The organism is Pseudomonas sp. HMSC066A08 (assembly GCF_001813025.1).
In the GTDB taxonomy this organism is placed as follows: domain Bacteria; phylum Pseudomonadota; class Gammaproteobacteria; order Pseudomonadales; family Pseudomonadaceae; genus Pseudomonas; species Pseudomonas aeruginosa.
This window is the reverse complement of the sequence record NZ_KV811371.1, coordinates 224,814-244,598: the sequence shown is the minus strand read 5'-3', so window position 1 is coordinate 244,598 and position 19,785 is coordinate 224,814. Positions and strand designations below refer to the sequence as shown.

The following is a 19,785-nucleotide window of genomic DNA, read 5'->3' as shown; positions in this document are numbered from 1 at the left end:
CCACCGCCAGCCAGGCGCCGAGGCCGAGCACCAGGGATTGCAGGGCGATGCGCAGGTACTTGCTCAGCGCGTTGATCCGCGCCGCGCGCTCGCTGGCCAGGCTCTGCTGGTCGAGGAACGCCTGGTGCAGCCGTTCCCAGCGCCCGCGCATGCTGCCGAGCATGCCCATCGCCTCGATCACCTCGGCGTTGCGCAGGTTGTTGCTGGCCAGTTGGCCGGACTTGATCGACAACTCGCCGGCCTTGGCCAGCGGCGCACGGGTGGCGCGTTCGTTGAACCAGGCCAGGGCCACCAGGGCCAGCGCGCCGGCCAGCGAGAGCAGGCCGAGCCAGGGGTCGAAGAGGAAGATCACCAGCAGGTAGACCGGGAACCAGGGCGCGTCGAAGAAGGCGAACAGCGCCTGGCCGGTGATGAACTGGCGCAGGGTGGTCAGGTCGTGCAGCGCCTGGCTGGCCTCCTGGCCGCCGGCGCGCAGGTTGCGTTCGAAGGCGGCGGCGTAGACCCTCCCGTGCAACTGGCCGTCGAAGCGTTCGCTGACCCGTACCAGGACGAAGCTGCGCAGCGCCTCCAGCGCGCCCATGAAGACGAACACGCCGAGCGCCATCAGGGTCAGCATCAACAGGGTGACTTCGTTGGCCGAGGACAGCACGCGGTCGTACACCTGCAGCATGTACAACGAGGGCACCAGCATCAGCAGGTTGATCACCCCGGAGAAGGCCGCCACGCTGCGCAATGCGCCGCGACTGGCCGCCAGGGCCTGTTTGATTTCGTTGGTAACGCTGGAACCGAGCCTTGCCATCGAGCGCGCTCACTTCTGCCACGACTGCCGCTGGAATCCCGAATGAGCCCGGATGGCACCTCCCTGTGCCGGGCGTTCCCTCGCCGTCAGGCGGCCAGGGCCTGATGCTCCGGCGCCGGGTCGGCGCCGATCAGCTGGATTGTCGGCGGCGCCGCTTCGCCGCCGTGACCGAGCAGCGCCGCGAGCACCTTGCCGGCACCGTCCAGGGCGCTGTGCGCGGTATCCCCGGCGATACCGGCGACGATCGACAGGTCGTTGTCGAGGTCATGCACCAGCTCGATCTGGCCCTTCGGCCCGACCCCGGCGACATCGACGCCGGCAATCGTTTGCGCATACAGCTTGCTGTCGAAGTGCAGGTCCAGCGTCGGCAGCGAGACACCGATGTCCTTGACCACCGGCACGTAGCCGAGGATGCCGCCGACGATGGGCAGGTCCTTGAGGGTCACCTCGTTCCAGCTCAGCAGCTTGACCTCGTTGTAGCTGCCCAGCTCCAGGGTACCGCCGAGATTGGCCACGCCGAGGTTGTAGCTGGGTCCGGCGATACCGTAGAACTTGGCGCTGAAGCCTTCCTTGTCGACCGAGCCGACCACCCCCAGGCCGCCGAGATTGAGCGGCGCCAGCACCGGTACCAGCGGCGCGGTGATCGGATTCAGCGCCAGGGCTGCGGTGACCAACGGAGTCAGCGGCGTCTCGCCGCCGAAGGTCAGGCCTTGCTCGGTGAAGGAGACGTTGATCGGCAGCGGGCCGAGGATGCCGCGGCTATCGGGAATCACGCCCTGGTCGTGATTGCCGCCGAGCAGCGAGCCGATCACATTGACCCCGAGCAGGCCGTCGCTATTGCCGAGGCTTAGCGAGCCGCCCTGGTAGGCGGCGTGGTAGAGATCGTTGGCGGCCTTCAGGCTGTCGCTGCCGAATTCCCAGGCATGGCCGACGGTGGCACCGACGCCCTGCCCCAGGTCACCGACCAGCTTCAGGTAATCCTCCGGCTCGACGCGCCCGTGCAACAGGTCGTCGGCGATCGCCAGCGAGTTGCCGGCCAGCCCGCCCAGCGTGCCGACCGCGGAGCCTAGGGTGTCGAGGGCGTCGCCGGCGATCTCGCCGAGCGTGCCGGCCACCGCGCCGACCGTACCCTCCACCGCCTGCTCCACGCTGGCAACGGCGTCATGCACCGATGTCAGCGCTTCGTGCACCTGCTGCTCCACGGCGTCGACGCTGGACCCCACCAATGTCCTGGCCACGTCCGCCACCGCCGTGACGGCGGTGGCGGCCACCTGCGTCGCGCGCTCGTAGACCTGGCCGAACAGGTTCGCGGCTGCATTGAATAATCCCATCTTCTGTTCCTCGATTGAGTTGTCTCGGTTATCGCGTTTCCGGCGCGGGTCGCTGTTTACCGACCGAACCGGTCACGCGGTTAAGCGCAGTCAGTGAGTTCCGCGAGAAAACGGAACGCGGGTACCTGAAAGTTCATCAGGCCTGGCGACAACTTGTTTTTATTGGAAGACAGGAGCCCCCGAGGGCGAAACCCATTTAATCCCGAGCAGCCCGCAACAGAGCGCTCTCCACCGCTTCGCCTGTTAAGTAGGACTAACATGGGAAAGGCAAATTTGTACCACCACTTAAATCAGTTCAATACTTTGGTTGGGCATACCGACCTGTCAGTTCTGCCAGGTGGATTTCCAAGCCCCTGATTCCTAAACGGATTATTGACGCTTTTAATTAATATCGAATGACGGGCGGTCGCGCCGGCAGCAACTTTGACGAAAATCAGAAATGGAGAAACGGTTATATCCTTATGCGCTACAACGCCGAGCCGCCCTCGCGGCCTATCCAACTCGCGTGCAACTTCGGCAGCGCCCTCTTCGAAGAAGCGAATGACACTTTTGCGTAGCTCATGGGGCACACCCTTATTACGTGAAGCGCATCACAAAATATTGAATCGAACAAACCAGGCGAATTGTTTCCTCCTGGCAAACGGCAGCGCATCGATAATTAACGGCGCGCTCCAACGCCGGGTTATTTCCATGAATCGCTTCAGCCAACGCCTTGCCGGCCGATAGCCTCTGCCGTCACCCGTTCCCGCCCTTGCTCCCCGCCTTGCCTGCCCCTATCCTGCGCCCGTCACGGCCAAATCCGTGACCGGGTTTGACAGCCCGAAGAGACGGCGCGATGCGCCGAGCGGTGCATGCGAAAGCAGCGAATGCTTTTGCAGGCATCGGCTCGACCGCAGTTTTCCAACTGCGGGCCTTCATGGCGGATCGCGTGGGGAGACCCTCGTGGTCTGCCGGTTCCGTTTCCCGGTCTGTCAACCCTGCGCGATCCTGCCTCCATCGATTGACAGCGAAGGCGGCAGGTCATGTGACTCTCAGAAACGGAGTACCCAGCATGACGAAGGATGAAAAGGAAAAGACCCACGTCGACGCAATCATCGAACGCTACAAGGACCTGATGGTCGAGATTCCCCCCGCCGACCGCCAACCCGGCCTCTCCCTGCTCTGGCCGGTTCCCGCCCAACCCGCCATCGACAAGGGTGTCCGCCAGGCCGAGAACTGGCTTGCCGACCAGATCGAAGGCCAGCTCTGGACCGCCTTCGCCTTCGGCCGCGACAGCCTGCCCACACCGATGCAGAAGACCGCCTTCGAAGTGGCCTTCCTGACGCGCCTGCAGCAGCGCCTGGTAGCCGATCGACGTTCCGGTTGACCCGGCCATGGCGAATGACGCCGGTGGCGTCGTTCGCCCCGACGTCAGGTCTTCATCGCGGTCTCGGGCACCGCGTACGAAATCGTCGCCGGGCTCCGCCTCGCGGCAACGGTCGAGCGCCCCGCTGCGCCATCCCGCCCAGTCGGATTGAACGCAAGCGCACCCACCGCCCTCCTATATTCCATGCGACCCACCACCTCACCCGGAACCGAGCAAGACTCCGCAGACATGGCACAGCCTTTCACCATCGAACCGGACCCGAACACCCTCGACCATCCACCGGCCTTCCTGGCCAACGGAGGAGCGGTCGGGAAACTGTTGCTCAGCCTCGACGCGGCCAGTTCGCCCCTCGGCCCGCCGGACGCCTGGTCGGCGAGCCTGAAGACGACGATGGCCACGCTGCTGCCGGCCAAGGCGCAGATCGTGCTGTTCTGGGGCGCGGAATTCGTCGCCCTGTACAACGATGCCTACGCGCCGAGCATCGGCGACAAGCATCCGCGCGCCCTCGGCCGGCCGGCGATAGAGAACTGGCGGGAGCTGTGGGATGACCTGGAACCGCTGCTGCGCGGGGTGTACGAGACCGGCGAGACCTTCGCGGCAAAGGATCGGCCCTTCTACATCGAACGCCACGGGCGCGGCGAAACGGTCTATTTCGACGTGTTCTATTCGGCGGTGCGGGAAACCGACGGTTCCGTCGGCGGCGTACTGTGCATCGTCACCGAGACCACCGAGCGGGTGCGTTTCGAACGCCGTCAGGCGTTCCTCCTGGAACTGGGCCAGACCCTGCCGTCCCTGGCCGACCCCCTGGAAATCGAAGCCACCGCCCTGCGCCGGCTCGGCGAGGAGCTGGGCGCGTCGCGGATATTCTTCGGCGAGGACAACGGCGACGGCATGACCTTCCAGGTCCATCGCGACTATCTCCACGACGGCCGTTCGGCGGTCGGTCGGCATCGCTACCTGGCGTTCGGCGCCACCCTGTCCGGCGAACTGCGTGCCGGACGCAGCGTGGCGCGGGAGGACCTCGCCGGGGAGCGCGGCATGAGTCTCGACGAAGCGGCGAGCCGCGCGCGCCTGGGGCTGGGCGCCACGCTGCATGTCCCGGTGCTGCGCCACGGCCGGCTGGAGGCGCTGCTGGCGATCCACTTCGCCCATCCGCGGGCGCTCGGCGAAGATCCGCGGCGCCTGGCGGAGGAAGCCGCCAAGCTGGCCTGGACCTCGCTCACCCATGCCCGCGCGGAGCTGGCGCTGCGTACCAGTTCGGCACAACTGGCGGCGATGTTCGACCAGGCCAGCGCGGGCATCGCGGTGTGCGACCGGAACTGGCGCTTCACCCGGGTCAACGATCGCTACTGCGAGATCGCCGGCCGTTCGCGCGAGACCCTGCTCGGCCTGCGCATGCAGGACATCCTCGACCCCGCCGACTTCGCCCTCCCCGCGGCGCCAGGCGGAGCGGCCGGCGCGGCGTTCGAGATGAGCGGCCGCTACGTTCGTCCCGACGGCGATACGGTGTGGGTGCAGAACCAGGTCACGCCGCTGGTGGACGAGCAGCATGCCGCCAGCGGCCTGCTCTGCGTGTGCATGGACATCAGCGCGCGGGTACGCGCCGAGAACGAGCTGCGCGAGCTCAACGAAAGCCTGGAGGAACGCGTCGCGACCATGCTCGCCCAGCGCGAAAGCGCCCTGGCACAGCTTCACGAGGCACGCAAGATGGAGATGGTCGGCCAGTTGACCGGCGGCATCGCCCATGACTTCAACAACCTGCTGACGCCGATCATGGCCTCGCTGGAACTGATCCGCCGGCGGCTCGACGACGCCCGCTCCGCCGACCTCATCGACGGCGCGCTACAGTCCGCCGAACGGGCGCGGAACCTCGTCGGTCGCCTGCTCACCTTCGCCCGCCGGCAAACCCTCAAGCCGCAGGCGGTGGCCCTGCGCGAACTGGTCGAGGGCATGCGCGACCTGATCGAGCGCTCGCTCGGCCCGACCATCGAGGTCCGCATCGAGATCCCGGAACGCCTGCCTGCGGTGGTGGTGGATCCGCACCAGTTCGAACTGGCCATCCTCAACCTCGCGGTGAATGCCCGCGACGCCATGGGCGAAGGCGGCCACCTGGAAATAGGCGCACGGACCGACCAGGTGATCGACGGCGCGGTGGACGGTCTCGGCGCCGGCCGCTACGTGTGCCTGGAAGTCGCCGACAACGGCGGAGGCATGCCCGCCGAGGTGCTGGCCCGCTGCATGGAGCCGTTCTTTTCCACCAAGGGCGTGGGCAAGGGCACCGGCCTCGGCCTGTCGATGGTCCAGGGCCTGGTCGCCCAGTCCGGCGGCGGCCTGGGCATCCATTCGGAGATAGGCAAGGGGACCCGGGTGAGCATCTGGCTGCCGATCACCGCGGAGCAGACGCAATCCGTCGCGGAAAGCTGCCCGGACGCACCCGAGGCGTCGCGACCGACCCAGGTGCTGCTGGTCGACGACGACAGGATGGTGCGCTACACCACCGCGCTGCTGCTCGGCGATCTCGGCTACCAGGTCAGCGAGGCGGCGTCGGCGGAGGAAGCCCTGGGCGAGGTCGAGCGCGGCCTGGCGCCCGACCTGCTGGTCACCGACCATCTCATGGCCGACAAGACCGGCGTGCAGCTTGCCGAGGAACTGCGCCAGCGCTTCCCGCAATTGCCGGTGTTGGTCATCACCGGCTACGCCAACCTCAGGCCCGAGCAACTCAACGGCTTCGAGGTGTTGACCAAGCCGTTCCGCCACAACGAACTCGCCGAACGCCTCGCCCGGCTGCTGGAAGCCTCGCCTTGAGGCTCTGGGCCGGCGGAACGCCTCAGCGCACCCGCTCGCGGCTCTTCACCGCCAGGTCCAGGGCTTTCTGCATGTCCAGCCGCGCCGAGCGACCGACGTCGCGGTGATCCAGGCGGTAGCCGCGCTCCGAGGGCAGGATCGGTGCGGTGAGGTCCTCGGCATCGGCCGGCTCGAAATCGTAGTCGCCGCCGATGGTCATGGCGCTGCGCCGGAGCAGCATGCGGATCTCCTCGGGTTGTAGCCGCGGGTTGAGGGAAAGCATGGCGGCGACCGTGCCGGCGACCATCGGCGTGGCATAGGACGTGCCGCAGTGCACCTCGCCCCGCGCGTCCCGCTCCAGGGTCGAGGCATGGGTACAGGCGGCGGCGGTGACATCCACCCGCATGTCGACATTCGAGGTGCTGCGCTTGACCGCATAGGCCGGGTCGTCCACCGCCAGGCCTTGGCGCTCGCTGCGCTGGTGCCCGCCCACCACCAGCAACTGCTCGGTGACGAAGGAGGACGGCAGGCGGTATTCGTCGGTACCGGAGTAGGACGAGCCGTTGCCGGCGGAGTTGACCACCAGCACGTCCGGATGCTCCTTGCGCAGCCAGAGGAAGAACTCCTCGAGCAACTCCTCGTAGCCGCTCATGGCGATCCCCGAGCGCACCAGCGAATCCACCTCGTCGCCATCGACGTCGCGAGCACCGACGCGGTGGATGCCCCAGCTCCAGTTGAGCACCCGCACGCCATCCTCCACCAGGTTCACCGAGGCGGCGACGTTGGCCGTGATGCCAGCGTCCGAATTGCGCTCGACGATCACTTCGAAACCCTGGCTGGTGCGGTCCAGCCCACGCAGGAAGCCACTGTTGCCGCCCTGGTCCCAGCGCGCGGCGAGGATGCCGGCGACCGTCGAACCGTGGTTGTCGGGACGTTCGGCGTCGCGCGCGTAGAGGCAGGTACGCGGCGCGGGCGCCTTGCAGGGGCCGAGGTAGTCGGCGAAGTCGGGGGCGTCGAAGTCGACGTCGCGCTCGATCACCCCGATGCGTACCGGGCGGGTCTCCAGCGGCGCCTGGCGGGCGCGGACCCGACGCTGGTAATAGTTCACCGCGTCCATGAAACGATTGGCCGCCCACTCGTCGGAGTCGCTGTCCGGCTTGTCCACGGAGCGGCGCACCGCCTCGGTTTCCTCGCCCTTCTCCGGCGCGGACTCCTCCACCACCACGGCGTCCACGCTGGTCTCGCTGCCGATGCGGAGGACCAGCGCGTCGCGCTGGACGAGGTCGCGCGCCGGCAGGCGCAACTGGTAGAGGTTCAACGGCGGGATCGCGCCGACCACCCGCGCGCCATATTTATCGGCCAGGCGTTCGGCCTCCCGGCGACCGTCGTGGTTCTCCTCGATCAACAGGCTGACCAGGTCGACGTAGGTGGTCAGGCCATCCATGTTCTTCGCCACCTCGTCGGGACCGGCGGCGAGCACATGGCTGCCGTTCAGGGTCAGCCATACCGGATTGCTGCTGCGCCCGCCCTGCTCCAGCCAGAGCGGACCGCTGGCGTGGCCACGGCGGTCCAGGCGGAGCCGCAGGCCGTCACCCTCGCGCCGCAGGGCGGTGGCTGGCAGTTCGCGGCCGTCCAGCAACAGGCGCGGCAGGCCGGCGCCCAGGCCGCGCACGCGCAGGCACCACTCCTGCCGCTCGCTGGCCAGGAGATCGCCGCAACGCTCCAGGCGCTCCAGGCGCAGGGGTGTTTCGGCGGCGGCCAAGGGACTGGCCAGGGACGCGAAAAGAATGGCGGAAACGGCACGGCGCAGCGGCATGGACTCGGCTTCCGTAACGGGGACCTGTTGTTCCGACCGCCTGGCGAAACGCTTCGTTCAGGTTGAAGGCGGGCCCCGGCCACACCAAGGCGCAGGCTAGCCCGCCAGTTGCTCCAGCGCCTGCGCCTCGTCGAAGGCGGGGTGAACCGCTGCTCCCGGCAGATCGCCCGCCTCTCCCTGCTGGCCATCCCGGCCGGGCTGCTGGCCCTGGACCGCGGCCCGTACCTGATGCGGCAACGCTGAAAAATCCGCCGACTGTCCATTTCGCGACGATGACTGGCGCTTTTGCCGGCGCAGGCCGCCCGCGCCTGCCTTACCGTTCCCCGCTCTTTCAGACACGGGAGCAGGGCAATGCCGCTTGCCAGTCATCTGCGTTGCGTGGCGCTGGCGCTGGGGATCTCCACCGCGCTGGGCTGCGCGAACCGCAATCAACCCGCGCCACGCGCGGAAAGCCTCGACCCTGGCCTGTCGAGGGTGGCGGGAACCCGCGGCGACGCGCTGCCCGCCCAGTGGTGGACGCTCTACCAGGACCCTGGGCTGAACCGCCTGGTGGCCGCCGCACTGCGCCACAACCGCGACCTGGCCGCGGCCGATGCCCATGCCCGCGCGCTCCTCGGCCATCTGCGCGGCGCACAGGGCGAACGCTGGCCACGGACCGAGGTCGGCTATGGCTACCAGTATGGGCGCGATGGCGACGACCAGACCCTCGCCGAAGCCACCGACGAGGACCTGCACAGCCAGTGGAAACACACCGCCCGCCTCGACCTGTCCTACCAGCTGGACCTGTGGGGCGAAGTCCGCGCCCGCATCGCCGCGGCGAAGGCGGATGCCGAAGCGGCGCAAGCGGCGCGCGACCTGCTCAGGGTCAGCGTGGCCAGCCAGACCACCCTCGCCTACGTCCGCGCCTGCGCCCTGGCGCGACGGGCAGAGGTACAACGCCGATCGGTCGGCCTGCTCGACGCGAGCCTGGCGCTGAGCGAACGCCAGCTCGCCGCTGGCCTTTCCAGCGAGCTGCAGCGACGCCGGCTGCTGGCCTTGCGCGAGCGGACCCGCGCCGCGCTGCCGATGCTCGAAGCGCGGCGGCGCGCGGCGCTCTACGAACTGGCGCTGCTCAGCGGGCGCTCGCCGCGCCAGTTGGACGCTCCTGCCGCGACCTGCGCCGGCATACCGCAACTGCGCCGTGCCCTGCCCACCGGTGACGGCTGGAGCCTGCTGGCGCGCCGCCCGGACATCCGCGCGGCCGAGCGCCGGCTCGCCGCCGCCGACGCCCGGCGGGCGCTGGCCGAAGCCGAGCTGTACCCGCGCATCAGCTTCGCCGTCGGCGCCGAAACCTCCGCAGCGACCCTCGCCGGCCTCGGCGGCAGCGGCGCGCTGGCCTACGCGGCCGGCCCGCTGCTGAGCTGGCGCTTCCCCAACCGGGAAAGCGCGCGAGGCCGCCTGGACAGCGCCGCAGCAGAGCGCGACGCCGCCCTGGCGCGCTTCGACGGAGCGGTGCTCGGCGCCCTGCGCGAGGTCGAGCGTGCCCTGGCGCTGTATGCCGGCGAGCGCCAGCGCCGTGCCGACCTCCAGCGTGCCCTCGACGAGCAGCGCCACGCCTACCGGTTGGCGCGCAGCAACTATCGCGCCGGCGCCCTCGATGCCCTCGAGCTGCTCGACAGTCAACGCAGCCTGGTCGCCGACCGGGCGCGCCTGGTCGACGCCGAGATGCGCGTCGCCGAGCGCCAGGTCGAACTGTTCCGGGCTCTCGGCGGCGGCTGGCAAGCCGCTCCCAATCCCTCCCACCAGGAAAACGGACAATGAACCAGGCAATCAGGGAACCCATCGAACACACCGCTGGCGAAACCATGCCAGCCGCCACGCGCCGGCGCCGAACCTGGCTGCTGGGCGGCCTCGCCGGCGCCATCGCGCTCGCCGCCCTGCTGGCCTGGTGGTGGAGCAGCGGACGCTTCCTGGAGGGCACCGACGATGCCTATGTACGCGCCGACTGGGTGGCGGTCAGCGCGCAGGTCTCCGGCTACGTCGCCGAGGTGCTGGTGGCCGACGACGCCGACGTCCAGGCCGGCGACCTGCTGCTGCGCCTGGACCCGCGCGACTTCCGCCAGCGCCTGCGCGCCGCCGAGGCCCGCGAAGCGGCGGCGCAGGCGGCGCTGGAGGCCCAGCGCGCGAAGCTGGAGACCCTCGATCGGCAACTGCTGGAGCAGGCGCAGGCGATCAGCCGCGCCCGCGCCGATGGCGAAGCGGCGCGAGCCGAATGGCGCCGCGCCGAGACCGACTGGCGACGCTATCGGCAACTGGCCGACGAGCATGCCACCAGTCGCCAGCGCCTGGAGAACGCCGGCGCGGCGCACCAGCGAGCGCGGGCGGCGGCGCAACGGGCAAGCGCCGAGGAAGGCCGCCAGCGCGCCGCCAGCGAGGTGCTGAAGAGCCGGCGGCGCGAGGCGGAGGCGGCGCTCGCCCAGCGCCAGGCGGAGCTGCAGGAAGCCGCGGCGGCGCGCGAACTGGCGCGCCACGCCCTGGACGATACCGAGATCCGCGCCCCATTCGCCGGCCGCGTCGGCCAGCGCAAGGTGCGCCTGCGCCAGTACGTCACGCCGGGGCTGCCGCTGCTGGCGGTGGTGCCGCTGGAGCAGGCCTACGTGGTGGCCAACTACAAGGAGACCCAGCTCGAACGCATCCGCCCCGGGCAACCGGTGGAACTGGAAGTGGACACGTTCGGCCGCCGCTGGCGCGGCCGCGTCGACAGCGTGGCGCCGGCCTCCGGCGCGGTATTCGCGCTGCTACCGCCGGACAACGCCACCGGCAACTTCACCAAGATCGTCCAGCGCTTCCCGGTGCGTATCCGCCTGGACGCCGACGCCGCCGAGCGGGGCCGGCTGCTGCCGGGGATGTCGGTGATCGCCACCGTGGACACTCGCGAACCGGACGGAGCCTCCGCCGATGAGCGCTGACGACAAGGTATCGCTGCGTGCCTGGGTCGCCGTCACCGGCGGCCTGTTCGGCTGCTTCATGGCCGGCATGAACGTGCACGTCACCAGCGCGGCGCTGCCGGAGATAGAAGGCGCGCTGGGAGCCACCTTCGAGGAGGGCTCGTGGATCTCCACCGCCTATCTGGTCGCGGAAATCAGCATGATCCCGCTTACCGCCTGGCTGGTGGAAGTGTTCTCCTTGCGCCGGGTGATGCTCCTCGGCTCGCTGGTGTTCCTGCTCAGTTCGCTGAGCTGCGCGCTGGCGCCGAACCTGTCGACGCTGATCCTGATCCGGGTGATCCAGGGGGCTTCGGGAGCGGTGCTGATCCCGCTGTCGATGCAACTGATCCTCACCGAGCTGCCGTCCAGCCGGATACCCCTCGGCATGGCGCTGTTCAGCCTTTCCAACAGTGTGGCCCAGGCCGCCGGCCCGTCGATCGGCGGCTGGCTGGCGGATGCCTATTCCTGGCGCTGGATCTTTCTCCTGCAACTGTTGCCGGGGGTCGCCCTGCTGGCCGCGGTGGCCTGGTCGATCCGCCCCCGCGACGGCGACCGCGAACGCCTGCGCCAGGCCGACTGGCTCGGCATCGGCGCGATGGTCGCCGGCCTCGGCGCGCTGCAGATCGTGCTGGAGGAAGGTGGCCGCCGCGACTGGTTCGAGTCCGGCTTCATCCGCACCTTCGCCGTCCTCGCCGTGCTCGCCCTGCTGCTCTTCGTACAGCGCCAGCTGTGGGGCGCGCGGCCGTTCATCAACCTGCGCCTGCTGGGCAGCTACAACTTCGGCGTGTCCAGCCTGGCGATGGCGGTGTTCGGCGCGGCGACCTTCGGCCTGGTGTTCCTGGTGCCCAACTACCTGTCCCAGTTGCAGGGTTTCAACGCCCGGCAGATCGGCGACAGCCTGATCCTCTACGGCCTCGTGCAACTGCTCCTGGCGCCGCTGCTGCCGCGCCTGATGCGCTGGCTGAACCCCAAGCTGCTGGTGGCCGGCGGCTTCGCGATCATGGCCCTGGGCTGCTGGATGGGCGCGCACCTGAACGCCGACGCGGGACGCAACGTGATCATCCCCTCCATCGTCGTGCGCGGCATCGGCCAGCCGCTGATCATGGTCGCGCTCTCGGTACTGGCGGTGAAGGGCCTCGACAAGGCCCAGGCCGGCTCGGCCTCGGCGCTGATCTCGATGCTGCGCAACCTCGGCGGCGCGATCGGCACCGCGCTGCTGACGCAACTGGTTTCGCTGCGCGAGCGCTTCCACTCCGAGCGGATCGGCGAGACCCTGACGATCTTCGACGGCGCCCTGCAGCAGCGCCTGGGCGGCGGCCAGGTGCGGATACAACTGCCGGAGCAGCAGCAGGCGCTGGCCCTGCTAGACCACGGGGTGCGCCAGCAGGCCTACCTGATGGCCTACTCCGACGCCTTCTACCTTTCCTGCGTGGCGCTCCTGGCCTGCGCCCTGGCCTCGCTGATGCTGCGCCAGAAGGACTGAACTCAGTCGCCCTCGGCCACCCCGTAGGCGGCGCCGCGGCCGAAATAGAGGCTCGGCGAAACGCCCAGGGTCCGGCGAAACATGGCGCTGAAGGCGCTCTGGCTGTCGTAGCCGAGGTCCAGTGCGACCTCGAGGATCGAGTGCCCTGCCGCCAGCGCATCGAGGCTGGCGAGCAGGCGCATGCGCCGCAGCCACTGGACGAAGCTGAGACCGGTTTCGCGCTGGAAGGCGCGGGTCAGGGTCCGCGGGCTGACGCCCAGGCGACGCGCGGCATCGCCCAGGCTCCAGTCGGCGGCCGGCTCGGCGCGCAGGCTGCGGCACAGCGCCGCCAGTTGCGGATCGACCGGCTGTGGGACGTGCAGGGCGAGGATCGGCAGTACCCGCAGTTCATCGAGGATCAGCTCCATCACCCGCTCGTCGCGGCCGCCCGGCGGGTAGTCCGGGTCGATCCGCATCGCCGCGACGATCAATTGCCGCAGCAAAGGCGGCACGTCCACCACCCGGCAGTCCTGCGGCAGGTCGTGGCGCGCCTGCGGGGCGATGAACAAGGTGCGCATGCGCACCTGGCCGGCGAAACGCAGGGCATGCTCGATACCGGCCGGCAACCAGACACCGCGTCCCGGCGGCACCACCCAGGTGCCCTCGGCGGTGCCGACCGTGACCACCCCGCTGAGCGCATGGATCAATTGCGCGCGCGAATGCCGGTGCAGCTCGACGCGCTCGCCGTGGAGATAATCCTGGGCATAGGCGAAGACCGGACGGGTGGAAGGCAGGTCGATCAGCATCGGGCGGGCCTTGGCGGGCAGTGGGGGCGCTGTCTTTTTACCAGCCGCGCCATGCTAACGACCAGTCCCGGCGAAGCACGCCGGCGCTCGCCGCGACGCGGCGAGCGCGCTACCCTGGCCGCCCCGGCGTGGCGCGACTGCCTGGCGTATCCGCCGCGCCATCCCTCCCCAAGCACAGGAGCGAAACCAGCATGGCCTCTTACGCGGAACTGTTCGATATCGGAGAAGGCTTCGCCGCCTTCGTCGGCCATGGCCTGGCCACGGAACAGGGCGCGGTCGCGCGGTTCCGGCAGAAGCTGGAAAGCGACGGGCTGCCGAGCGCGCTGACGGAACGCCTGCAACGCATCGAACGGCGCTACCGCCTGCTGGCCGCCGGGGAAATGTGGTGCCCGGACTGCCAGATCAACCTGGCCGCGCTGGACTTCGCGCAGCGCCTGCAACCGAACATCGAGCTGGCGATCATTTCCAAGGGCCGCGCCGAGGACGACCTGCGCCAGCGCCTGGCGCTGGAGCGAATCCCGATTCCGCTGGTACTGGTGCTGGACGAGGAGTTCAACCTGCTCGGACACTTCGTCGAACGGCCGCAGGCGGTGCTCGACGGCGGTCCGCAGGCGCTTGCGGCGTACAAGGCGGGCGACTACCTGGAGCACGCCATCGGCGACGTCCTGGCGATCATCGAAGGCGCGGCGCGCTGAGACAGCGCCTGCGCCCGCTTCTCAGTGCCGCGAACAGCCCGCGCCAAGGCCGCGGTACTGCAAGCGATGTAGGCGTCCGGCGCTGTCGCGGTAGAGCATCACCAGCGGCACCACGCCACAGGTGGCCGGCACCGGCGTGACGGAAAGCACCCGCTCGAAGTCCAGCGGCATGCCGTAGTCGTAGCGCTCGATCGGCGGCAACTCTTTCCCGTCGTCGTCCGCCGCCTGGACCTGGGACCAGCAGGACAGCAGCAAGGCCAGCAGGAACGAAGTTTTCATGAGGTCTTTTCTCCATGCTGCGCCTCGTCGGACGAGACGCTTTGCGAATAGGCCCGGAGCAACCAGGCGAGGTCGGTGAGGATCGCGGCCAGGCGCCACTCGCCGGCGGCCGCCAGGCGGGTGCCGGCACGGCGTGCGTGCCGCGCGGCGAGCGGCGGATCGCGATGGCGGACGGCGATGGCTCGCAGTGCGCGCTCGATCCACCGCGCCTCCGCGGCGGCCGGGTCGAGCCCGGCCAGGGCGCGCCACAGGCGCCGCGACTCGCGGCCGAGTTGCAGGGATACGAAGCCCAGGCGCAGGGCCAGCGCGCTGCGCGGATGTTCCATGCCATGCAGCGCGCCCAACTGGGCGATGCGATGCTGCTGGCGGGCCTGCCAGGCATGCGCGTCGAAACCGGCGCGACGACGCAGCAAGGCGAGGGTCTCGCGGCGCAGATGGTCGAGCAGCGACGCCGAATGCCGTTCCAGGTCCTTCGGCAGCAGGCGGTAGACCAGCAGGCTGATGCAGAGCGCCAGCACCCAGGCGCAGGACTGGTTGGCGAAGTCGCCGAAATCGAAGCGGGCGAGATTGCCGGTGGCGACCAGGGTGTTGAAGGCGATCAGGTAGGCGATTCCCTGCAACGCCCGCCTGGGCACTGTGGTGGCCTGGATACCGAACGACCAGAAGAAGGCGAGGCACAGCAGCAGCAATGGAAAGCCGTTGATCAGCGGTAGCAGAAGGAATTTGCAGAGCAATGCGGCAGGTATCGCGTAGAGCGTGCCGCGAATGAAATTGCGCGTGCCCTCGGCGGGAAAGGGCGAGGCTGCCAGCAGCGTGCAGTAGGGGCCGAGCACCGCCAGCAGGGTCGGCCCCTGGTCCCAGCCGCTGAGGAACCACAGGGCGCCGCCGACCAGCATCGCCAGCCAGGCTCGCGTGCCGTTGCGCAAGGCCTCGCGGTAATGTCGATGGAAGGCCGCTGGGCGGACGTCGGCACGGGCCCGGCCGTCGAGCCGGGCGAACCCCCGCAGGGCGGCCTGCAGGTCATCCAGTTGCTCGTCGAGACGCTCCATGAACAGCCCTTCGCGACAGGCATCCGCTTGGTCTGTCGGAAGTCCGCGCCGAATCGCCGCCAGGCCACCGCGCAAGCTCGCGAGCCGTCGCGCGGCGCCGGCGAAGTCGAGCTCGCCGCGCTCCAGTTGGCCGCCCAGCAGACGCAGGTCGTCGGCCATCGGCAGCGCCAGTCCGCGCTCCGCCAAGCGCCGGGCCCAATGCGTCTCGCCGGCGAAGCGGAACTCCATCAGCGTGGAAAACAGCGCCGCCAGGCCACCGCGGATCGCCGGGAGCGCAGCGCTCAGCGCCCGCGACTCGGCGCGCCCGACGCCCAGCAGGTCGTCTACCGCGTAGACCTCGCCGGCCAGCGTCCGGCGACGGCGCTCCAGTTCCCCGTCAGCCGCACCGGCATGCCGCGCAGCGACCAGCACCAGCGTCGCCGCGCAGAGCGAGACGAGACGCTGGCGCACCCGCCCGGACACGGTCCTGCGGCTGAAGACCACGGTCACCAGGCTCAGGCAGCAGACTCCGACGATTACCGCCGAGGCGCGGGTGACGATGTGCTCGAAGGCTGCTTCGGGCTCGACCATGGCCGGTCCCAGCGCCAGGCACACGGTGTAGCCGGCGACCACCGCGGCGGTGGCGTAGAAGTGCCGGACCAGGCTCATGACGCCGACGCAGAGACCCAGCCAGAACCCCAGGGCGACGACGAACAGCAGCATCTTCTGGGCGAACAGCGCGGTCAGGACGAAGGCAGCGAGCGTGCCGACCAGGGTACCCACGGCGCGCCACCAGCCCTTGCCGACCACCGCCCCCTGCACCGGATTGATCAGCAACAGCACAGTGGACGCCGCGGAAAACGGCGAATCCAGTTGCAGGTAGAGCCCCAGGCCGAGCGCCAGGGCGGCAGCACCGATGCTGCGCAGTACGTAGCCCAGGCTGTCGGTCCGCCAGGGCAACGGCAACGCCGCGTACCAATCGCGCCCGCCGGACGCCGACGCCGCCATCAAAGGTACTCCTGCAACCAGCGGGTCAGCCGCCAGTGCCGCGCGGTCCCCGCCTGCAGCACCTCGACACTGCCGGTCATGCCGGCGGCAAGCACCACGCCCGCCGGTACCCGGTCGAGTTCGATGCGCACCGGCACGCGCTGCGCCAGGCGTATCCAGCTGAAGTTCGGGCTGACCTGCGGCAGGCCACTGTCGGCACGGCTTTCGTTGAGGTCGGCGACACCGCGACCGATGCTCGCGACATGGCCGTCGAGCAGCGGATCGAACCCCATCAGCTTGATCGTCGCCGGCGCGCCGACCCGCACATTGCGCAGCTTGGTTTCCTCGAAATAGCCGGTGACCCAGAAGCTTCGCCGATCGACGATGAAGATGTTGGTCCGGCCCGCCGCCGCGTAATCGCCGGGCTGCACGCGCAACTGCGTCACATAGCCGTCCACCGGCGAGCGCAACTGGCTGCGCCGCAGGTCCAGCCGCGCCTGGTCGAGCGCCGCCCCGGCGGCCTCGGCGCGGGCGCGGGCGATACGCAGGGCGCGACCGGCGTTGGCGACCTCCTCGCGCGAAACCGCGCCCGCCAACTGCATGCGTCGGCGCCATTGCTCGTCACGTTGGCGCAGGGTTTCCCGCGCCTGCTCCAGCTCCGCCTCGCGCTGGCGCACGGCCAGGCGATAGCTGCGCGGATCGATGCGGTACAGCGGGTCGCCGCGGGCCACCCGCTGGTTATCCGCGACGAACACCGCCTCGACGCTGCCGGAGACTTCCGGCGCGATGCGGATCACCTGCGCGCTGATCCGCCCGTCGCGGGTCCAGGGCGCCAGCACGTAGGCTTGCCACAACTGCAACGCCAGGCACAGGGCGAACAGGCCGCAGGCGAAGGTCGCAGCCACCTTGGAAAGACGAACGATGGACATGGGGACCTCGGCTCAGAACTTCAGCACCAGCACGGACAGCACGATGAACGACAGGAAGAAACGCAGCAGGCCGGGATGCCAGGCGCATTCCAGCCAGCGCCAGGCGAGGCGCTCCAGCAGCAGGTAGAGCGGCATCGCCAGGCACAGGTAGAGGAACAATGGCGGCACGTAGAGGCCGGAAACGGAGACTTCGCTCAGCATGCAGGGCACCAGGGTATCGAGGGCGCGGAGCGGTCGGCCGCTCCTGTCGGGTTGACGAGCACAGGCTACGGGGCGTGGCGATTTGCAAATATCGACTACTCAGCCAGAAAATAGTCGAATTCGGACAACCCACAGGACCTGCCGTGAGCCGTGAACCGCAGACCTACCTCGCCCAACGCTTCGATCCCGACGCGCTCGGCCAGCCGGCCCTGGCCCTGCAGCTGGAGGCCCGGCACAACGACACCGAGGTGCCGGTGCACCGGCATCGCAAGGGCCAGCTGGTGGTGGCCTGCCGCGGCGGCATCACCTGCACGGTGCCCGATGGCCTGTGGATGGTGCCGGCCGGGTTCGGCGTGTGGATTCCCGGCGGCATCGCCCATAGCAACCGGGTCACCGCCAACGGCAAGGTCTGCTTCCTCTTCGTCGAGCCGGGGGCGGCACGCCTGCCGAGCGACTGCTGCACCCTGGCCCTGTCGCCGCTGGTCCTCGAACTGATCCTGCACCTGAGCGCGCAACCGCAGGACTATCCGCACGACGGCCCGCTCGCGCGTCTCGCCGGGGTGCTGCTGGAACTCCTGGAACAGGCGCCGACCGAACAGCTCTACCTGCCGCTGCCGGACAACCGCGGCCTGCGCCGCATCGCCGACGAACTGACCCGCGCCCCCGGCGACCGCGCCAGCATGGCCGAATGGGCCAGGCGAGTGGCGATGAGCGAGCGGTCCCTGGCGCGGATGGTGCGCCGGGAGACCGGCATGACCTTCGGCCAGTGGCGCCAGCAATTGCAGATCATCATCGCCCTGCAGCAACTGTCCGCCGGCGTTTCGGTGCAACGCACCGCCGAGATCCTCGGCTACGAGTCGGTCAGTTCCTTCATCGGCATGTTCCGCAAGGCGCTCGGCAGCCCCCCGGCCCGCTACGTGCGCGACAGCATGCGGCGGCCAGCCGACTGAACGGCGGTCGACGGAAAGGTCTTGCAGTTCGTCAGCTGTTCTCCCCCGAGGCTGGCACTCGAAGGCACTTCTGGGAATAATGCCGCCCTTTTTTCTCCAGGAGGATCAGATGGTTACGCACTTCTTGAGCGAATCCGGCCAGGCAGCCTGCGGGCGCGGCGACAGCAACGTGAACGGCTCGAGCGATGTCGGCCAGGTCAGTTGCAAGACCTGCCGGCGCACCAACGCCTTCGCCCAGGCCCAGGAAAACGCCGCTCCGGCCAGTGCCCCTGTCACTCCCACCGCCGCTGCGCCAGTGACCGACAAGGCCGCGCCGCGGCCGAAAGCCGAGTCCAGGCCCGCCGCCGCGCAGCGCCAGGACCGCGATGCCGCCCGCGCGGCCTGGCAGGCGCGTCTCAACGAATTGTCCGGGAAGAACCGCACGCCGCGCTCGCGGCGCCGCGCGCAAGCCTATCTCTGAGCGGTAGCGGTACTTCGCGGCGGATGTCCGCGCGCGGTCATATCCGTCCCGCCCAGCACAACCGCGCGTCCCCTCATCAGGCCAAGCCCTGCGCCTCCGCCAGGGCCAGGCCGTCGAGGGCGCCGGCGAGCATGTCCGGCAGATGGCGCGGGTCGTCGGCCAGCTCGGCCAGCTCCGACAGCCGATGCGCCGCCGTCAGCAAGGCGATCCGCCGACGCTCCAGGCGCCGGCCGCTGAAGCGCTCGTAGGCGGCGACGATGCGCTCGGAGAGATCGGCATCGATGAACGCGGAATAGATGAATTCCTGATGCAGCGGACCGATGCCCGCGTCGGCGAAGTCGTACACACCGTTCAACCGCCCGGCCTCGCTATCGAATGCCATGTTCCAGCCATGGCCGTCGAAGAAGCCGAAGATCGAACCCAGCGGATCGGCAGGCAGCTTGGCGTATTCCCGCAACAGGCGCCCTGCCCGTTCGCGCCAGGCCGCAGGCAGCAGCGGCAAGGCGCGCCTGCGCATCGCCGCGGGCGACTCCCAGGGCCGCACCGGCAAGGCTCCAACCGCCCGCATGCGCGCCGGTTGCAGTCGATGCAGCTCGGCGTAGAAGCGCCCCAGCGCATCGCCGACCGCCTGCCGTGCGGGCTCGTCCAGGCGCCGGTAGTCCTCACCCAGGAGGTAACCGCCAGGCAGTTTTTCGTGGCGGGAAAACAGCGGCGGTCCCGCAAACACCTGCGGCGCCGGCACCGCCAGGCTCACCGCCGGACGCACCAGGCGTAGCACGGCGGCCTCGCGTAGCAGCGCCGCCTCGGCCTCCGCGCCGCGCGGAAACTTGAACACCCAGCGCCCTCCGACCTCCACCGCCGTGGAATGCCAGCCCGAGGCCAGGATGGCGAAAGTGGCGTCCGCCAGCTCCGGACAGGCCGCCACT

Annotated in this window: 16 protein-coding genes and 1 pseudogene; 8 read left to right on the top strand and 9 right to left on the bottom strand. The window is 69.4% G+C overall.

What is annotated here, in order from left to right; translation table 11 throughout:
- Together aprD and aprX are read right to left on the bottom strand one after the other, a co-directional pair.
- A pseudogene (gene aprD / locus HMPREF2886_RS29650) lies at nucleotides 1-799 on the bottom strand (alkaline protease secretion ATP-binding protein AprD); the annotation flags it as partial.
- Between the two features lie 86 nt (nucleotides 800-885).
- Nucleotides 886-2,130, bottom strand: coding sequence for a type I secretion system-dependent protein AprX (gene aprX, locus HMPREF2886_RS29645; protein ID WP_033976747.1), 1,245 nt, complete (start codon nucleotides 2,128-2,130; stop codon nucleotides 886-888).
- A gap of 1,051 nt (nucleotides 2,131-3,181) precedes the next feature.
- Between aprX and HMPREF2886_RS29640 the strand changes: the two genes are divergently transcribed.
- Together HMPREF2886_RS29640 and HMPREF2886_RS29635 are read left to right on the top strand one after the other, a co-directional pair.
- Nucleotides 3,182-3,496, top strand: coding sequence for a LasR-specific antiactivator QslA (locus tag HMPREF2886_RS29640; RefSeq protein WP_003106944.1), 315 nt, complete (start codon nucleotides 3,182-3,184; stop codon nucleotides 3,494-3,496).
- A 228-nt stretch (nucleotides 3,497-3,724) separates the two neighbouring features.
- Nucleotides 3,725-6,301, top strand: coding sequence for a PAS domain-containing protein (locus HMPREF2886_RS29635; protein ID WP_070748917.1), 2,577 nt, complete (start codon nucleotides 3,725-3,727; stop codon nucleotides 6,299-6,301).
- Between the two features lie 22 nt (nucleotides 6,302-6,323).
- Here HMPREF2886_RS29635 and HMPREF2886_RS29630 read toward each other — a convergent pair whose 3' ends face one another.
- Nucleotides 6,324-8,096: a S8/S53 family peptidase gene (locus HMPREF2886_RS29630; protein WP_033976744.1), complete on the bottom strand. Its 1,773-nt coding sequence runs from the start codon at nucleotides 8,094-8,096 to the stop codon at nucleotides 6,324-6,326.
- A 351-nt stretch (nucleotides 8,097-8,447) separates the two neighbouring features.
- On the opposite strand from HMPREF2886_RS29630, the gene HMPREF2886_RS29625 reads away from it, so the two are divergent.
- From HMPREF2886_RS29625 to HMPREF2886_RS29615, 3 genes are read left to right on the top strand one after another with little or no spacing between them, the layout of a single operon-like run.
- Nucleotides 8,448-9,896 (top strand): efflux transporter outer membrane subunit, encoded by a 1,449-nt coding sequence (locus tag HMPREF2886_RS29625; RefSeq protein ID WP_039027950.1) that lies wholly within the window; start codon nucleotides 8,448-8,450, stop codon nucleotides 9,894-9,896.
- Nucleotides 9,893-11,044 carry an HlyD family secretion protein gene (locus HMPREF2886_RS29620; protein ID WP_033969140.1) on the top strand — a complete coding sequence of 384 codons (1,152 nt, stop codon included), beginning with the start codon at nucleotides 9,893-9,895 and terminating at the stop codon, nucleotides 11,042-11,044. The genes HMPREF2886_RS29625 and HMPREF2886_RS29620 overlap by 4 nt, the downstream gene beginning before the upstream one ends.
- The gene (locus HMPREF2886_RS29615; RefSeq protein WP_033976740.1) at nucleotides 11,034-12,545 is read left to right on the top strand and encodes an MDR family MFS transporter; all 1,512 of its coding nucleotides are present in this window, start codon (nucleotides 11,034-11,036) and stop codon (nucleotides 12,543-12,545) included. Before HMPREF2886_RS29620 ends, HMPREF2886_RS29615 begins: the two co-directional genes overlap by 11 nt.
- A gap of 2 nt (nucleotides 12,546-12,547) precedes the next feature.
- On the opposite strand, the gene HMPREF2886_RS29610 is transcribed toward HMPREF2886_RS29615, so the two are convergent.
- Nucleotides 12,548-13,330 (bottom strand): AraC family transcriptional regulator, encoded by a 783-nt coding sequence (locus tag HMPREF2886_RS29610; RefSeq protein WP_024918330.1) that lies wholly within the window; start codon nucleotides 13,328-13,330, stop codon nucleotides 12,548-12,550.
- Between the two features lie 191 nt (nucleotides 13,331-13,521).
- Here HMPREF2886_RS29610 and HMPREF2886_RS29605 point away from each other — a divergent pair, with 191 nt between their 5' ends.
- A complete protein-coding gene (locus HMPREF2886_RS29605; protein WP_033969145.1) occupies nucleotides 13,522-14,025 on the top strand; it encodes a thioredoxin family protein in 504 nt (167 codons plus the stop codon).
- A 21-nt stretch (nucleotides 14,026-14,046) separates the two neighbouring features.
- Here HMPREF2886_RS29605 and HMPREF2886_RS29600 read toward each other — a convergent pair whose 3' ends face one another.
- Genes HMPREF2886_RS29600 through HMPREF2886_RS29585 form a run of 4 tightly spaced genes read right to left on the bottom strand, consistent with a single transcriptional unit; the run spans nucleotide 14,047 to nucleotide 17,458 of the window.
- Nucleotides 14,047-14,304, bottom strand: coding sequence for a DUF2790 domain-containing protein (locus HMPREF2886_RS29600; RefSeq protein WP_070748915.1), 258 nt, complete (start codon nucleotides 14,302-14,304; stop codon nucleotides 14,047-14,049).
- Entirely contained in the window at nucleotides 14,301-16,340 is a 2,040-nt protein-coding gene (locus HMPREF2886_RS29595; RefSeq protein ID WP_070748913.1) for an FUSC family protein, read from the bottom strand. Before HMPREF2886_RS29595 ends, HMPREF2886_RS29600 begins: the two co-directional genes overlap by 4 nt.
- Nucleotides 16,340-17,248: an efflux RND transporter periplasmic adaptor subunit gene (locus HMPREF2886_RS29590; RefSeq protein ID WP_033969161.1), complete on the bottom strand. Its 909-nt coding sequence runs from the start codon at nucleotides 17,246-17,248 to the stop codon at nucleotides 16,340-16,342. The genes HMPREF2886_RS29595 and HMPREF2886_RS29590 overlap by 1 nt, the downstream gene beginning before the upstream one ends.
- Before the next feature lie 12 nt (nucleotides 17,249-17,260).
- Nucleotides 17,261-17,458 carry a DUF1656 domain-containing protein gene (locus HMPREF2886_RS29585; RefSeq protein ID WP_003082517.1) on the bottom strand — a complete coding sequence of 66 codons (198 nt, stop codon included), beginning with the start codon at nucleotides 17,456-17,458 and terminating at the stop codon, nucleotides 17,261-17,263.
- A gap of 134 nt (nucleotides 17,459-17,592) precedes the next feature.
- Here HMPREF2886_RS29585 and HMPREF2886_RS29580 point away from each other — a divergent pair, with 134 nt between their 5' ends.
- On the top strand, nucleotides 17,593-18,399 hold the full coding sequence (locus HMPREF2886_RS29580) for an AraC family transcriptional regulator (RefSeq protein ID WP_003082516.1): 807 nt from the start codon (nucleotides 17,593-17,595) through the stop codon (nucleotides 18,397-18,399).
- 109 nt (nucleotides 18,400-18,508) lie between these two features.
- Nucleotides 18,509-18,859, top strand: coding sequence for a hypothetical protein (locus HMPREF2886_RS29575; RefSeq protein ID WP_033969162.1), 351 nt, complete (start codon nucleotides 18,509-18,511; stop codon nucleotides 18,857-18,859).
- A gap of 76 nt (nucleotides 18,860-18,935) precedes the next feature.
- On the opposite strand, the gene HMPREF2886_RS29570 is transcribed toward HMPREF2886_RS29575, so the two are convergent.
- A complete protein-coding gene (locus HMPREF2886_RS29570; protein WP_079385161.1) occupies nucleotides 18,936-19,784 on the bottom strand; it encodes an aminoglycoside phosphotransferase family protein in 849 nt (282 codons plus the stop codon).
- Nucleotide 19,785 lies beyond the last annotated feature (1 nt).

What these genes read in the sequence shown, in the direction of transcription:
- HMPREF2886_RS29620 (WP_033969140.1), top strand. Translation starts at nt 9,893, where the DNA reads ATGAACCAGGCAATCAGGGAACCCATCGAACACACCGCTGGCGAAACC.
- HMPREF2886_RS29610 (WP_024918330.1), bottom strand. Translation starts at nt 13,330, where the DNA reads ATGCTGATCGACCTGCCTTCCACCCGTCCGGTCTTCGCCTATGCCCAG.
- HMPREF2886_RS29615 (WP_033976740.1), top strand. Translation starts at nt 11,034, where the DNA reads ATGAGCGCTGACGACAAGGTATCGCTGCGTGCCTGGGTCGCCGTCACC.
- HMPREF2886_RS29600 (WP_070748915.1), bottom strand. Translation starts at nt 14,304, where the DNA reads ATGAAAACTTCGTTCCTGCTGGCCTTGCTGCTGTCCTGCTGGTCCCAG.
- HMPREF2886_RS29590 (WP_033969161.1), bottom strand. Translation starts at nt 17,248, where the DNA reads ATGTCCATCGTTCGTCTTTCCAAGGTGGCTGCGACCTTCGCCTGCGGC.
- HMPREF2886_RS29595 (WP_070748913.1), bottom strand. Translation starts at nt 16,340, where the DNA reads ATGGCGGCGTCGGCGTCCGGCGGGCGCGATTGGTACGCGGCGTTGCCG.
- HMPREF2886_RS29625 (WP_039027950.1), top strand. Translation starts at nt 8,448, where the DNA reads ATGCCGCTTGCCAGTCATCTGCGTTGCGTGGCGCTGGCGCTGGGGATC.
- HMPREF2886_RS29635 (WP_070748917.1), top strand. Translation starts at nt 3,725, where the DNA reads ATGGCACAGCCTTTCACCATCGAACCGGACCCGAACACCCTCGACCAT.
- aprX (WP_033976747.1), bottom strand. Translation starts at nt 2,130, where the DNA reads ATGGGATTATTCAATGCAGCCGCGAACCTGTTCGGCCAGGTCTACGAG.
- HMPREF2886_RS29640 (WP_003106944.1), top strand. Translation starts at nt 3,182, where the DNA reads ATGACGAAGGATGAAAAGGAAAAGACCCACGTCGACGCAATCATCGAA.
- HMPREF2886_RS29630 (WP_033976744.1), bottom strand. Translation starts at nt 8,096, where the DNA reads ATGCCGCTGCGCCGTGCCGTTTCCGCCATTCTTTTCGCGTCCCTGGCC.
- HMPREF2886_RS29575 (WP_033969162.1), top strand. Translation starts at nt 18,509, where the DNA reads ATGGTTACGCACTTCTTGAGCGAATCCGGCCAGGCAGCCTGCGGGCGC.
- HMPREF2886_RS29605 (WP_033969145.1), top strand. Translation starts at nt 13,522, where the DNA reads ATGGCCTCTTACGCGGAACTGTTCGATATCGGAGAAGGCTTCGCCGCC.